Source organism: Pirellulales bacterium, assembly GCA_019694455.1.
GTDB lineage: Bacteria > Planctomycetota > Planctomycetia > Pirellulales > JAEUIK01 > JAIBBY01.
In genome coordinates, this window is sequence record JAIBBY010000005.1 from 53146 (window position 1) to 66998 (window position 13853).

Below are 13853 nucleotides of genomic sequence, written 5' to 3' on the forward strand. Positions count from 1 at the left end.
GGAGAATGGAAATTCGCGACTACTACCACCCAGGACGCTATGATGGCCACAAGTTCGCCCAGCAGCACGGCGGCGCCCAGCGGCATGGACAGGCGAAATGCCGTCACTGCCAATCGCGCCGCCCAGAAAATGGCGACTACTAACGCCGCTACTCCGCCAATACCCCCTCGCGATACCCATAGCCCGCCAGCCACCAACAATGGCGGACCGGGTAGCGAGGCGGCCATTACCGCTGCCTTGAGATAACTTGGCAACGAACTATTCGTGTCCCCGACTGGCGCTAAATACGGATTGTCGTCGCTTCCGGGATGCATGACAGGCTTTGCTGTAAGGTTGCCAACCTCAACTCTGCATGGAAATATTGGACCAACAATGCCATACTATCCAGTTCTGTCTTCGGCACGAACCATTCGAGAGGACAACTGTCACCAGGCATGGCGACCACACTTTCTAGCACGGCCGCACAGCCGGCCGCCCGCCCCGTTTCCGGCACCCACATTCCCTCCTACGTATTCGACTCGCACGGCGATCTGGCCCGGCTTGTCGCCCAAACCATTTCGCGGTTGATTCGCGAACGCAATGGCTTTGGTCAGGCAGCCGTGCTGGGACTGCCGACTGGTTCCACCCCAGTCGGCGTCTACCGCGAGTTGATCCGCATGCACCGCGAAGAAGGGCTCGACTTCTCCCATGTCGTCACCTTCAATCTCGATGAATACTTCGGGCTCGATCGCGATCAACTGCAAAGCTACCACCGCTGGATGTTCGAGCACTTCTTCGATCATGTGAACATCCCGCGCGAGAACATCCACATTCCGGACGGCACGATTCCCCCTGACCGCGTGGACGATCATTGCCGCAGGTACGAAGAACTGATCGAGCGCGCCGGTGGCATCGACTTGCAACTACTCGGCATCGGTCGCAATGGACATATCGGTTTCAACGAACCCTTTAGCCCGCGGCATAGCCGGACACGGCTTGCGACGCTGGACCCGATCACTCGCAAAGACGCCGCCAGCGACTTTTTCAGCGAGGAGAATGTGCCCACCAGCGCCATCACCATGGGCATCGGCACCATTCTCGATGCGCGCAAGATCATTTTGATGGCGCTGGGCGAACATAAATCTACAATCGTTCGCGAGGCGGTCGAAGGGCCACTCACAGATCGTGTGCCCGCCAGTTATCTGCGCGAGCATCCAGACGCCGCGTTTCTGCTCGATCGGGCCGCTTCGGCCAAGCTGACGGGCGTAGCCACGCCGTGGCTCTTGGGGGGCGTCAACTGGACCGACGCGCTCATCAAGCGAGCGGTGCTCTGGCTGGCCGAGCGCACTGGCAAGGCGCTGCTGAAGCTCGACGACAACGATTTTCGCAACCACAACTTGCATCAATTGCTGCGGCATCACGGCCCGGCGCAAACGGTGGCGCATCGCGTGTTTCGCTGGATGATGGACACCATCGAATACCATCCCGCCGGTCGTGAACAAAAGCGCACACTCTGCTTTAGCCCCCATCCTGATGACGACGTGATCAGCATGGGCGGCACCTTAATCCGCCTGGTCGAAGACGGACATGACGTGCATATCGCCTACATGACCAGCGGCAACATTGCGGTCTTTGATCACGACGCCCGCTGGCTCGCCGATTTGGCAGCCGAGTACAACCGAATATTCAGCATCGATCAGTCGCGCTCGCAACAGTTGGAGGACGAAGTGGGGCAGTCGCTCAGGGACAAGAAACCTGGCCAGCCCGATTCTGAGACCGTGCTCCGCATCAAGGCCCTGATTCGCTGGGGCGAGGCCAAGGCGGGCGCCACTTCGATCAACGTGCGCGAGGAGAACCTGCACTTCCTCGATTTGCCGTTTTATCGCACCGGCACCATCGCCAAACGGCCCATTGGTGACGACGATGTGCGATTGATCCGCGAGTTGATCGAGCGTGTCGATCCGGGCCAAGTGTATGTCGCGGGCGACCTTTCCGATCCGCACGGCACCCATCGCGTCTGCGCCGAAGCGATCTTCCGCGCGGTAAAGCAGATCGAATCCGATCGCGGCAGCCGTCCCGATGTGCTCCTCTATCGTGGCGCTTGGCAAGAGTGGGCCCCACACGAAATCGAAATTGCGGTTCCGCTCAGTCCGCGCGATCTGGAACAAAAGAAACTCGCCATCTTCCGCCACGAATCGCAAAAGGACACAGCACTCTTTCCTGGCCCGGACGATCCGCGCGAGTTCTGGCAGCGGGCCGAAGATCGCAATCGCGGCACTGCCGATGTCTACAATCGATTCGGACTGCCCGAGTACTACGCCATGGAAGGATTTGTGCGCTGGAAGGGCGAGCCCATTTGACGTGCGCGCATTACTGACGTTGGCGACTGTCTTTTTCCAGATTCGCCATTCTTCCTGATCGCGCGTTCTAGCGGCGTTAAATTTTTCTCTTTCTTGCTATTTTCACGGCAGCCCCCTGTTGCTGGCGGGAGGTGTCTGCTCACATGGTCGGACCCTACCTAACACATCAACAAATTCGCATACAACGATTTGAATTGATGGCTCGCTTGAACCTACCCAACCGAATGGGGCATGTCTCTCGCCCTAATTTGCGACTCTCTCGTCGCGCGCGTCGCACGACTGTGTGACGGCTGCCATTGGTTTTCTGTTTTTCTCACCCCTCGCGTACGGAGGCGACCTCGATGAACCCCCTTTGGATGCTCTGTCTGACTCTCGCGAGTCTTGAGAAACAAGGAAGTTTCGAAAAGCCGACTATGGAACAACCGGCCGTCAAGCTCATGAACACCGCCACGGAAACGCTCTATCGGCGGCTGCTGCCAAAGGTCGACGATCCGCATATTCAAAGCGTGCTCGACGATCCGCAACTCATCATCTACACCGATTCTGAGATGCCGAAGGCGTATCAGTTTTGGGACGGCGCATTCCCCGGAGTGCATAGCGCCACCTACAACATCTCGGCAAATGACAGCGAGCCGTTTGGCAACGGCAACGTGGAATTTCCGTGGGGCACACCAGCAGGCGCTCATCGCGCTGCGAGTGTCAAGCCGTTTCGCTTTCTGCTTCTGCCCAAGGATCAACAGGGGCGCCGTTTGCCAATTGTTTGGTATCAAAAGCCAGGCAGAACCGATGGCGCCACTGGCTATGGATGGACCTATCCGGTCGGAACCATCTTTGGAGAAATCCTTACGCTGCGTGGCCCCGACGGTTACGACTACGCGTTTGAACTGCGTGTTCGTACGCGCGAATCAGGCGACTGGGCCGTAGATGTCTTTCGTCCCTTCCCCACAGCCGACGATCTGGCGAAACGCATCACCGAGTTGAAGCCGAACTGGCAGCAGCAGCCTCAACTGGCACAGCTCATGAATCACTTATCACAGCCATTGCCGGCGCGTCGGTTTTCGCTGACCGACTATCAGCCAGGTCGCCGCGTGTTTCAGCAATCGATGGGGCAGGACGTGCTGCCCGCAGTCGGCGACGATCAACTTGTCGCCACACTGTTGGAAACCACCACCTTTCGCTCGGCGCACAGCACTGCATGGCGCGTGGGGGCGGGTGGTGTATCGACCGCCGCGCCCACCACGACGGCGGCGTTCCACATTGTCCCCGCCAACTACGACGCCGGCTTTGTGGAAGTTGATCGTCAATCGTGCCGCCGCTGCCATGAGACGACCAACCAGAACGTTGATCGCTTCAACGCGGGGCGCGACTGGTACGGACGAATTCGTGGCTCGGATGGCATCTTCTCGTTCCATCCCTTCTCGCGCGAGTCGATTAGCGGCAACGGTTACTCCGTCGGCGTGCGGATTCGGTACGATCTGCAGCAAGCGGGCGTCATCGCCAAATACGATCCCGCCCGCCATCCGCAATCGATCTATAGCTCGATTCCCTATTTGGTCGAGTAACGCGGGCGCATTGGATGCTGCTGACTGACTTATCAGCGTAGCGACGCGATGAATTGGGCAGCGCGGCCGTGACGAACAGCCACGCCGCGCTGCTCTTTGCTTGTCGAGAATTCGCGCAGGCGCTTGGCAGATGGACTTTCCGCTCGCCGGGCAACCTTAACGGCCAGCAGAACCACGAGGACTCAGGGCTTTTCTGCGTCTTGCTTGTGGTCGTGACCGATCGGGATGGCGAAATCGCCCTGCATGTCGCGCCAGACCGAATGAATATGATTGGCGGGGTTGCCTGCTGAATCAGGCTGGGTGTTGACGAACTCGATCAGGAAGGTCGGCCCCTGCACTCGGTAGTAGTGACCGATGCCGGGCTGGAGCGCGCCGGCCCAGGCGAAATGGATTTTTTCGAAGCCCGCATTTCCGATTTCTTCGATTCGCGCGGCGGCGACCGCTTGCGGCATGTTGGCGGCGTACGCGGCGATGAGTTTGCGGAGGGTTTCTTGCTGCTCGACAGAGAGGTTCGCCGCAGAGATGCCTTCGGGCGCCGTTTGCGGAGGCTGGGGCTCGCCGGCCGCGCGCAGGTCGTGCGGAGCCTTTTCGCCAATGATGGCCTGCTTGCGTGAATCGTCTCCCAGCGAGTTGATCAGTTCGAAGGCGAGCAATTCTTCTTGGGCCAAGACGCGCGTGCCCCGTTTGGGACCAACGCCGACCTCGGCTTGCACAACGGCCGGGTTGGCGCCGAAGAACGCAGGCGTGTGCGAGACGATGCGATTCTTATCAACCACGAAGTTGAGCGACAGATGGTGGCCTTCGACGCTGAGGCCCCATTTCGACTCCAGTCCAGGTTCGCCAAAAATGGTGAAATAGTAGCGCTCGGGGTCGCGGATGGGACTGTCTTTGCGGTCATGCTCCAGCGCGCGCAAGATCGACTCAAGCTCCATGATGGTCTGGGCCTTGCCGTAGCCTGCCTCGCTGAGCGCTGCGGACAGAAGCGCGTGCGCCGCCTTGCGCTGGGCGTCGGCCATTTCCTTGATTTGCAACCCCTTGCGGGTGGGCATGGGAATGAAGTGCCAGGCCACGCGCCGCTGATCGTCGAAGGGCGCTTGCGCCTTGGCCTTACCGGCATCGTCGAGAGAGGACAAGAACTGCTGGGCGGCCTCTGTCATCTTCGGTCCGGGCGAAGCCAGATAGATGGCCCCGGCGACCAGGCCAACCACAGCCAAGGCAAGAGTCAAAGCAGCAAAATCTCGTCCAGTGCCATAGCGGCAGAGTGATTGCGAACTTGTCACGCGGGTCACCTGTCTTGCGAGTACCGTGGGAGTCCGCGGCCAGCATAACGACCCGGTAGGGCCGAGGCCAACTTCATAGTGCAAGTGTCGCGACAACCGCTTTTATCACAGGGCGCGCTTTGTTAGGTTTCTAGCAGTAGCCTACGAGTCTCGGTGAACTAAACCCAACAAAGTAGCACATGCCCACGCTTCCCACCTTTACGCCCATTCGCAGCGAAATTGCCGGAATCAACATCGTTGAGTTGGCGCGGCGGCATGGCACGCCGACGTATGTGTATGACGCGGCAAAGATTATTGAGCGGATCGAGGATCTACGCGAATTTGACGTGATTCGCTATGCCCAAAAGGCGTGTTCGAACATCGCGATTCTCGATCTGGCGCGGCGGCATGGGGTGTTGGTCGACGCCGTGAGCGAAGGGGAAGTTCATCGCGCATTGGCAGCGGGCTACTCGACGGCTGGCGATCCGCCGCCGATCGTCTACACCGCCGACATTTTTGACCGCGGCGCGCTCGACTTGGTGATCGACAAGCGGATTCACGTGAATTGCGGATCGCCCGACATGATCGACCAACTTGGCGCCCACGCGCCGGGGCGCGACATCACGCTACGGATCAATCCGGGGTTTGGCCATGGGCACAGCCAGAAAACGAACACCGGCGGCGAACAGTCGAAGCATGGCATCTGGCACGAACAACTAGCCGACTGCCTCTTGCGCGCCGATCGGCACGGGCTATCGATCAGCGGCCTGCACATGCACATTGGCTCGGGGACTGATCTGGAGCACTTGTCGCAAGTGTGCCAGGCGATGGAACGAGCCGTGGCGGAAGTGGGGCGAGTTGTGCGTACGATCAGCGTCGGCGGCGGTCTGCCGATTCCATACCGCGAAGGACAGAGTTATGTCGACCTAGACGCATACTACCAATTGTGGAACGCGACACGGCAGCGGATCGAGCAGCAGGTGGGACATAAGATCACGCTGGAGATCGAGCCGGGCCGTTACTTGGTGGCAGAGAGTGGCTACCTGGTGTGCGAGATTCGGGCCGTGAAGCAGTCTGGACGCAACACCTTTTATTTGCTTGACGCCGGATTCAACAACTTGGCGCGGCCGATACTGTACGGGGCTTACCATCCCATGTCGATCGTGGCTGTGGATGGGCGCGGCGAGGAGCGGCCGCTGCGAGATGTGGTGGTGGGAGGCCCCTTGTGCGAGTCGGGAGACATCTTTACGCAGGAGGAAGGGGGCTTCGTCTGCACGCGCGAACTGCCCGCTGCAGGGGTGGGTGACTACCTCGTGATCGAGTGCGCCGGGGCCTACGGATTTGTTATGGCGTCGAACTACAACTCCAAGCCGCTGCCAGCGGAAGTGCTGGTCGTGGACGGCAAGAGCCATGTGGTTCGAGAGCGGCAGACGTTCGCCGACTTGGTGCGCGGCGAGTCGGTGCCAGGCGGTTAATGCCAATGGGCCATGTGTGGTGGCGCTATCACGCCGGAGATGCTTTTGGCGATATCTATCACTGGTTCAATCTGGCCGAGGGCGTGATTTGGATGGCGCTTGCCGCGCTCGCTGCGGCTCGCTTTGTCCGTTACAATCGATCACCGATTGAATTGGTGTACGCCGCAAGGCAAGCTATTTCACTTTCGGCGTGACCGACTTTATCGAGTCGCAGCTTGTGCCAACATGGTTAATTGCCTTGAAGGCAATCAACCTGGCAGCAATCCTGACGCTGCGGCGATTTGTTTTGAAGCACTACCGTCCGGCCTCGCGAACCTTCTGAGCAATCTTCGTTCGTGAGCTGGATACTGCACATTTTTTCAGTCAGTGCTACATGTGCCCTGGAGGGCGTTGGCGAACCTGCTGAGGGCGCCATGCGTCGTAAGCGGCAGGCCGCCTGGCTCTTATCGCGGTTGAAACGGGGCGCTGGTCCCAATATCCTGAAGAGTTCGCAATCCGGGTGATTAGTTCGCACCCAGATGGATGGCAAACGAGCGATTCAACCTCCCCACCCTGGAAAGGCATTCTCGTGGCAACTATCGCTGCTCCAACAACTTCCGCCTCGACCTCTGGAGAATTGGTCAATGGGGCCGATATTCTGGTGCAGTCGCTGGTGAACCACGGAGTTGAGGTGATCTTTGCCTATCCGGGCGGAGCCAGCATGCCGCTACACCAAGCGCTGACCAAGTTTCGGGACTCGATACGGACAATTTTGCCGCGACATGAGCAGGGCGGTGGCTTTTCAGCCCAAGGATACGCCCGCACTACCGGCCGGCCGGGGGTGTGCATGGCGACCAGCGGACCGGGCGCGACCAACCTGGTGACGGCGATTGCCGACGCCAAGATGGACTCGATTCCGCTGATTGCGATTACCGGTCAGGTGCCGACGCCGGTAATTGGGACCGACGCGTTTCAGGAGACGCCGATCGTCGAGGTGTGTCGCGGGATCACCAAGCATCACTATCTGGTGACCGACGTGGCCGACTTGGCGCGGGTGATGCGAGAGGCGTTTCATGTGGCCACCACCGGTCGGCCAGGGCCGGTGCTAGTGGACGTGCCAAAGAACGTGCAGATTTCGAAGATCGTGCCCGACTACGACGAGCCGTTGCAATTGCCGGGTTATCGGGTGGAAGTGCGGCGAGCGCGGCCGGAGCAGATTGCGCAGGTGGCGGCGGCGATCAAGCGCTCGAAGCGCCCCGTGATTTACGCCGGCGGCGGGGTGATCGCGTCGGAGGCGTCGCCGGAGTTAAACGATTTGGTGCGGCGGACGGGGATTCCGACCACTATGACGTTGATGGGGCTCGGCGCTTTTCCTGGAGATGAGGCGCTATCGCTCGACATGCTGGGGATGCACGGCAGCGTGTACGCCAACTACGCGGTGGATCAGTGCGATTTGCTGATCGCCTTGGGTGTGCGATTCGACGACCGCGTGACGGGCAAGGTGGCGGAGTTCGCCAAGGGAGCGAAAATTGTCCATATCGACGTCGATCCCTCGGAGATCAACAAGAACAAGGCGGCGCACATTCCGATCATCAGCGATGTGAAGTACGCGCTGACTGAGTTGAACAAGATCGTTGAAAAGCCGGACGATATTTCGGCCTGGGTCAAACAAGTCGCCCAGTGGAAGCGCGACGAACCGTTTAGCTACGACCGCGAGTTTGCGGGCATTGTGCCGCAACACGCCATTGAGGTCTTATCTCGGTTGTGCGCCCAGCGCGACACGATTGTGACGGTGGGTGTGGGGCAGCATCAGATGTGGGCGGCGCAGCACTTCAAGTTCCGCAAGCCGCGCACATGGCTATCTAGTTCGGGGTTGGGGACGATGGGGTTTGGTCTGCCCGCGGCGCTAGGCGCGCAGGCGGCGCACCCCGAGAGTCTGGTGATCGACATCGATGGCGACGGCAGCTTCTTGATGAACGTGCAAGAGATGGCGACCGCCACCTGCGAGAAGTTGCCGGTCAAAGTGTTGTTGCTCAACAACCAACACCTGGGGATGGTGATGCAGTGGGAAGATCGATTCCATGCCGGCAATCGGGCGCACACTTATCTGGGGCCGATCGACAATCCGGAGGCGATCGGCCAGGGAAACGGCATTGGCCCGCAGTCGCGGTATCCCGACTTTGTAACCATCGCCAAAGGGTTTGGGTGGCAGGCGCGCTTCGTGAGCGAGAAAAAAGAGTTGGAGCGGGCGCTGACGGAGATGATCGACTCCGACGGCCCCTACTTGCTCGACGTGCAGGTGCCGTATCAGGAGCATGTGCTGCCGATGATACCGTCGGGCATGACCGTGAAGGACATGATTAAGTAGATCCAGGCACTAGCCGGGTTGTGGCTGTTTGCGCTAGGGAACGCCCGCTGTGGCGGCGGCGGTTTGCACCACGGGAGGCGGATCCGCCTTCTCGTCGGAAGAGGTGTTTGAAGTATCGGCGGCAGTGGCTCGGTCTCGCCGGGCCAAGAGCGGTCCGCGTTGGCGCTGACGCTTCTTCCACCGGAGTAGGCGCGAGTCGGCCATGACCTCCTGACCTTCGATCACATGCACGCTTTCGACGTAGTAATTGGCGTCGTAAGAGACTTCAACCTTGACAGGTGTGCCGTCGGCCATGATCTCGATAGGGGTGCCGGCCGCTTCCCAAAGGCCCGCTGTTAGAAAATCTGCGGTGGCGTGCCCCATGGCACGTAACGCCTTGGCGCCTTTGGAATAGCCTTGCTTGAAGGCGAAAACGTCAGTGGTGCCGCCGTCACGTTCTTCGGTCCAAACTGGCGCGCCGAGTTCGGCAATGACATGCGTGCGCGGTACACCATCGGTGAGCACGGAGAGGTCACGCTTCGATGGCTGATGCGCCGCCTTCATGACGGCGCAGCCTGAACCCGCGGCAAGTAGCCAACAGCAAGTGGCCCAGACGCCTAAGACCCGGACCAGCGACAAACGACCCATCCGTGGCGGCATGCGCTACCCGCTAACGACGCCGAGACACCTTCGAGAGCGCGGCAGATTACAAAACCGCGCCGATGCAATCCAGTGCGCGCGGACGTTTTCCGCCCTTAGTTATCGGTTGATCTAATAGCGGTAGTTGAACACCGCTAGCACGACAACTGGCGGGAATCCGACGCGTCGGCAAGCCAGGCAATTAGGGCAAACACTACGGCGCGGGACGAGCCCAGTCGGGTAATCCGTGCAGGCTAACACCAAGGGCCGGGACGCCAATTACAAATACAAACAGCACAATCGCCAACACGCAGACCAGATCGAGCCACAGGCCAGCCCACAGCATTTGGCGGGCGGAGATACGGCCCGTGCCGTAGGCAATGGCGTTGGGCGCGGTAGCCACCGGCAGCATAAAGCCGCAACTGGCGGCCAGCGCGGCCGGCAGCATCAAGAGGCGCGGATCGCATTCGATGCTCTGCGCCAACGAGGCCATGACGGGCAAGGTGATGTTCACGCAGGCGATGTTGCTGGTGAGTTCCGACAGCAATGTGACCCCAAGCGCGAGCACGATCGCGATGACGACCGGCGACATGCCAACGAGTCGGTCGCCGATGGCGCCGCCCAGGTATTTGTCGAGCCCGGTGTGGGCCATGCCTTGCGCTAGCGCCAACCCACCTCCAAATAGGAGCAACACACCCCAAGGAACATCGGTTGCGCGCCTCCATTCCAAAAGGGGGCGACCGACTAGTCGATCGCGCGGAATGATGAAACAGACGAGCGCCATGAAGACGGCGATGGTGGCGTCGTCGACCGGTTCGGCGCCGCTGGAAGACTTGCCCCAGCCGATCAAGGGCGCCCAGCCCCAGCCGGCGAGCGGTTCGCGAAAGACCCATAACAGCGCGGTGATCACGAAGATGGCGCCGGCGCGCCATTCGACGGGGCGCAGCGGGCCGAGCCGAGCGCGTTCGATGGCAATCATTTCGTGGCCGCCGACACTTTCGTTGCCGACAGGGAACAGCAGCTTGGCCAAGAGCGCCCAGCAAAGGACGAGCAAGGTGAGCGACAATGGTGCGGCCATGAGCATCCAGCCGCCAAAGGTAATGGGCGGGGCGCGCTCTCCCAGGGTGGCGATATATAGTTCCTTGAACAGCACGTTGGTAGGGGTGCCGATCAGAGTGGCCATACCGCCGAGGCTAGCGGCGTAGGCCACACCAAGCATGAGCGCCGTGCCAAAGCGGCGGCGCAGCGCTTCGTCGGCGACACAAGCGTCGACATGGGTCATCAGACTGGTGGCGATGGGGAGCATCAGGATGGTGGTGGCGGTGTTCGACATCCACATCGATAAAAGGCCCGTCGCGAGGATCATGCCAAGGATCAATCTCGATGCGCCGCCGCCAACCCAGGCTATGACGGCTAGCGCCAAGCGGCGGTGGAGACCGCTTTCCTCCACCGCCAACGCGATGAGAAAGCCGCCCAGAAATAGAAACAAAAGTCGATTGCCGTAAGCGGCCGCCACATCGCGGGCTGGCGCAAGATCGAGCAGTGGAAACAACACGAGCGGCAACAGGCCGGTAACTGCCACGGGAATCGCTTCTGTGACCCACCAAAGCGCCATGAGTGCCGTGACAGCGGCCACAGCGTTGAGCGCCGGGCGAGCGGGATCGAGCAGCCAGCCCGAACGTTGCCCCCAGAGAAGCGCCACGCAAAGCATTGGACCCGTAAAGAGGCCAAACCAGCCCAGCGGCGTGCGATGGTCAGGAGCGCCTTCGGACACAAGCGGCACTCCGCGTTTAGTGATCTGTCGGCGGCGTCGAACCGCGCCCGCGCGTGTTCAGCAAACTTTCATCAATTACGAGATCGTCCAGCACACGACCGCCGATCAATGTTTCTTCCACGATCCGAGGCACGTCGGCGGGTGTGACGTGACCATACCAAATCCCTTGTGGATAAATAACCACGGTCGGCCCCAGTTCACATTGTTCCAGGCAGCCCGACTTGCAGGCTCGCACCAGCGGCCCGAGACTGCGGCGCTTGATCTCGCTTTGAAAGGCGTTTCGCAGAGCATCGGACGCGTCGGGGTTGCAGCAGCCGCGTGGATGACTGGTTTCGCGCGTGTTGCAGCAGACGAACAAGAGACTCTGAAAACGCGGCATCAGAGCCACCGAGCGACGAGGTATAGCAAGACGAACAAGAGCGACAGAAAGAAGATCGTCCACCAAGCCATCCGAGCGGCGCGCGGCAGGATGTCTTCCATGTGCTCCAAGCGCGTGCCGGCGTAGACGAGGCTGATGCTGACGATCAGCGGCAACGCGTACCAGAGATCGGCGACATGACTAGCCAATAGTGGCGTGACCATTTCGAACGGCTCCTAAGACCCCTTGCCGGCGCTCGGCGCGTCTTGCTCAGAATCTGCATCCGGTTGCTTACGGCGGAGGGCGAAAGCGGGACCTGCCCAGGCGTCGTAGATGACAAGCATATTCAAGAGGCCCGCGATCATGGTATAGACCGAGCCCAGCTCGAAATAGCGATTCAAGTTTTTGTGCAGCAGATGCAGTTCGTTGGAGCCGTCGGCGTTATACGAAGGAGGCGCCATGAAGCGAGAATCGCCGAATAGCGGTTTCTTGCCGGCGCGTACTCGCTGCCATTGAATTACGGCCGGCGCGGCGGGTAGCCCCACGCCAACTTGCGAGAGAAAATGCCAGCGATTCTCTTGGGGACCCCAAGCAGCGTAGACGACACGCCCTTGTCCCAAGACAAGGCCAAATATGAAGATCGACAAGATACAGACGGAAAACATCACCCCCTTGGCGGGACGGCCTTGATAGATGTGCCCCAGGCCAGGGATGAGCCAAGCCAGCAGGGCGGCGGTTGCCGGATTGCGCAGGGCAATTGCTTGCCGCAGGTCGGCGCCGTCTGATGTTGAATCGGTCGATGCGGTGCTGGTGGCCGATGGAATCGCCAAGTTTCGCTCACAGATTGAGTAATGCCGCAATAACTACGTTCTGCCGTGCAAGCCATCGATTGTATGCGACGCCGGCGGCTTGGCCAGTCTTTGGTGGCGTATCACGAATTATTCGCTATTACCGCTCGGATCTTGGCGATTTCAAAGTAGCCGCATGACGCACAATTTCGAGAAACTTCGGCGACCACTCTGACCAGCGATACCTTTGGGCACGCTGGCGGCCGAGACCAATTAATCGCTCGCGCAACTCCGGCTCTTCGAGTCGCTTGACGGCCGCGGCCAACTCTTCTGCGTGGCCAGGCGAAAATAGCAAGGCGGCGTCGCCTGCGTATTCTTCAAACGCGCCGATCCGTGTGGCGACCACTGGACAGCCAACGGCCATCGCTTCGATCAGGGTGAGGCCGCTCGATTCCAGTCGACTGCTGGCCACGAGGCAAAAAGCGGCGCGCAAACGCGCGTTCAATTGGTGGCGATCGAGAAATCCCAGCCAGTCGATGTGCGCGGCGACTCCAAGTTGCTCGGCCAGTTGCCGGACCGGCGCCCAATCGGCACGACCGGCGCTGCCGGCGAACTCGAGCCGCCAATCGAACATTGGAGCGGCGCCGCGAAGCTGAGCCAGCGCACAGACCAAGGTGAGGTTGTCTTTGTGTGGATTGGCGCTTTGCACCGCCAGCAGCGTGCGTGTATCACTGGTCGGAGCCGAACTTACTGGGGCGCCCACTCTGACGTCGTCCAGGCAGTTGGGAACTACGTGATAGCGCGACGAGGAATCCGGAACGAACTGCTCGGCCTGCGTGCGTAGAAATTGCGAGACAAAGACATTCGCCGCGGCGCGATGAAGCGCGCGACGCGCGGCGCGATCGCGCAGCCGATCGCGCCAACCTCGGCCCGCTGCAATGCCGAGTTCGGGGGTCATGAATCGCCACAGGTTGTGATGATGCACCACCTGCGGGCAGGATACTCCCGACAGGTAGTGATTGTTGTTGATGAGCACGTCGACGTGATGGTCGCGCAGCCAGAATCCTGTGAAGAATCGCTGCCAGACGGCACGCGAAATGGGGCCGCGCCGCGCTGCGTTTGATTCAACATGGATGTCAAGCTGGAGATCGTGAAGTGTTTGAATGGTCTGCGGCACACTGGCGAGCACCATCAACTCCACGTCATCCGCGCGGCGCCACGCCCGGAGCAATCCAGCGAGCACCGTGAGGGCGCCGCCGGGCCTGGTGGTCATTGCATTGATCGCGATCCGCATATTGATTTTCAGCCAAGCTAGCCGGAGAGAGATTCAATG

General features: G+C 60.3%; 11 protein-coding genes. 4 read left to right on the forward strand and 7 right to left on the reverse strand.

Translation table 11 applies throughout. The annotated features are described in order from the left end of the window. The first annotated feature begins 434 nt into the window (after nucleotides 1–434). Both nagB and K1X71_03830 read left to right on the forward strand, forming a co-directional pair. Entirely contained in the window at nucleotides 435–2339 is a 1905-nt protein-coding gene (nagB, locus tag K1X71_03825; GenBank protein MBX7072252.1) for a glucosamine-6-phosphate deaminase, read from the forward strand. A gap of 341 nt (nucleotides 2340–2680) precedes the next feature. After that, complete coding sequence (locus K1X71_03830) at nucleotides 2681–3901, forward strand: hypothetical protein (protein ID MBX7072253.1); 1221 nt, start codon at nucleotides 2681–2683, stop codon at nucleotides 3899–3901. Between the two features lie 182 nt (nucleotides 3902–4083). On the opposite strand, the gene K1X71_03835 is transcribed toward K1X71_03830, so the two are convergent. Then, complete coding sequence (locus K1X71_03835) at nucleotides 4084–5058, reverse strand: DUF3500 domain-containing protein (protein MBX7072254.1); 975 nt, start codon at nucleotides 5056–5058, stop codon at nucleotides 4084–4086. Nucleotides 5059–5360: 302 nt separating this feature from the next. Between K1X71_03835 and lysA the strand changes: the two genes are divergently transcribed. Both lysA and ilvB read left to right on the forward strand, forming a co-directional pair. Further along, nucleotides 5361–6635, forward strand: coding sequence for a diaminopimelate decarboxylase (gene lysA, locus K1X71_03840; GenBank protein ID MBX7072255.1), 1275 nt, complete (start codon nucleotides 5361–5363; stop codon nucleotides 6633–6635). 562 nt (nucleotides 6636–7197) lie between these two features. Next, nucleotides 7198–8982, forward strand: a complete 1785-nt coding sequence (ilvB, locus tag K1X71_03845) for a biosynthetic-type acetolactate synthase large subunit (GenBank protein MBX7072256.1) — start codon at nucleotides 7198–7200, stop codon at nucleotides 8980–8982. 33 nt (nucleotides 8983–9015) lie between these two features. Here ilvB and K1X71_03850 read toward each other — a convergent pair whose 3' ends face one another. From K1X71_03850 to K1X71_03875, 6 genes are all read right to left on the reverse strand, one after another. Continuing rightward, nucleotides 9016–9525, reverse strand: coding sequence for a hypothetical protein (locus K1X71_03850; protein ID MBX7072257.1), 510 nt, complete (start codon nucleotides 9523–9525; stop codon nucleotides 9016–9018). Between the two features lie 289 nt (nucleotides 9526–9814). Beyond that, on the reverse strand, nucleotides 9815–11215 hold the full coding sequence (locus tag K1X71_03855; protein MBX7072258.1) for a DASS family sodium-coupled anion symporter: 1401 nt from the start codon (nucleotides 11213–11215) through the stop codon (nucleotides 9815–9817). 175 nt (nucleotides 11216–11390) lie between these two features. Beyond that, the gene (locus K1X71_03860) at nucleotides 11391–11753 is read right to left on the reverse strand and encodes a (2Fe-2S) ferredoxin domain-containing protein (protein ID MBX7072259.1); all 363 of its coding nucleotides are present in this window, start codon (nucleotides 11751–11753) and stop codon (nucleotides 11391–11393) included. Then, nucleotides 11753–11956 (reverse strand): hypothetical protein, encoded by a 204-nt coding sequence (locus K1X71_03865; GenBank protein ID MBX7072260.1) that lies wholly within the window; start codon nucleotides 11954–11956, stop codon nucleotides 11753–11755. The genes K1X71_03860 and K1X71_03865 overlap by 1 nt, the downstream gene beginning before the upstream one ends. Nucleotides 11957–11968: 12 nt before the next feature. Continuing rightward, nucleotides 11969–12562, reverse strand: a complete 594-nt coding sequence (locus K1X71_03870; GenBank protein ID MBX7072261.1) for a hypothetical protein — start codon at nucleotides 12560–12562, stop codon at nucleotides 11969–11971. A 118-nt stretch (nucleotides 12563–12680) separates the two neighbouring features. Next, nucleotides 12681–13793: a glycosyltransferase family 4 protein gene (locus K1X71_03875; GenBank protein ID MBX7072262.1), complete on the reverse strand. Its 1113-nt coding sequence runs from the start codon at nucleotides 13791–13793 to the stop codon at nucleotides 12681–12683. Nucleotides 13794–13853 lie beyond the last annotated feature (60 nt).

Coding starts and splice junctions, on each gene's coding strand:
- K1X71_03850 (MBX7072257.1), bottom strand. CDS start 9,525: ATGAAGGCGGCGCATCAGCCATCGAAGCGTGACCTCTCCGTGCTCACC.
- lysA (MBX7072255.1), top strand. CDS start 5,361: ATGCCCACGCTTCCCACCTTTACGCCCATTCGCAGCGAAATTGCCGGA.
- nagB (MBX7072252.1), top strand. CDS start 435: ATGGCGACCACACTTTCTAGCACGGCCGCACAGCCGGCCGCCCGCCCC.
- K1X71_03860 (MBX7072259.1), bottom strand. CDS start 11,753: ATGCCGCGTTTTCAGAGTCTCTTGTTCGTCTGCTGCAACACGCGCGAA.
- K1X71_03835 (MBX7072254.1), bottom strand. CDS start 5,058: ATGACAGAGGCCGCCCAGCAGTTCTTGTCCTCTCTCGACGATGCCGGT.
- K1X71_03865 (MBX7072260.1), bottom strand. CDS start 11,956: ATGGTCACGCCACTATTGGCTAGTCATGTCGCCGATCTCTGGTACGCG.
- K1X71_03830 (MBX7072253.1), top strand. CDS start 2,681: ATGAACCCCCTTTGGATGCTCTGTCTGACTCTCGCGAGTCTTGAGAAA.
- K1X71_03875 (MBX7072262.1), bottom strand. CDS start 13,793: ATGACCACCAGGCCCGGCGGCGCCCTCACGGTGCTCGCTGGATTGCTC.
- K1X71_03855 (MBX7072258.1), bottom strand. CDS start 11,215: ATGGCGCTTTGGTGGGTCACAGAAGCGATTCCCGTGGCAGTTACCGGC.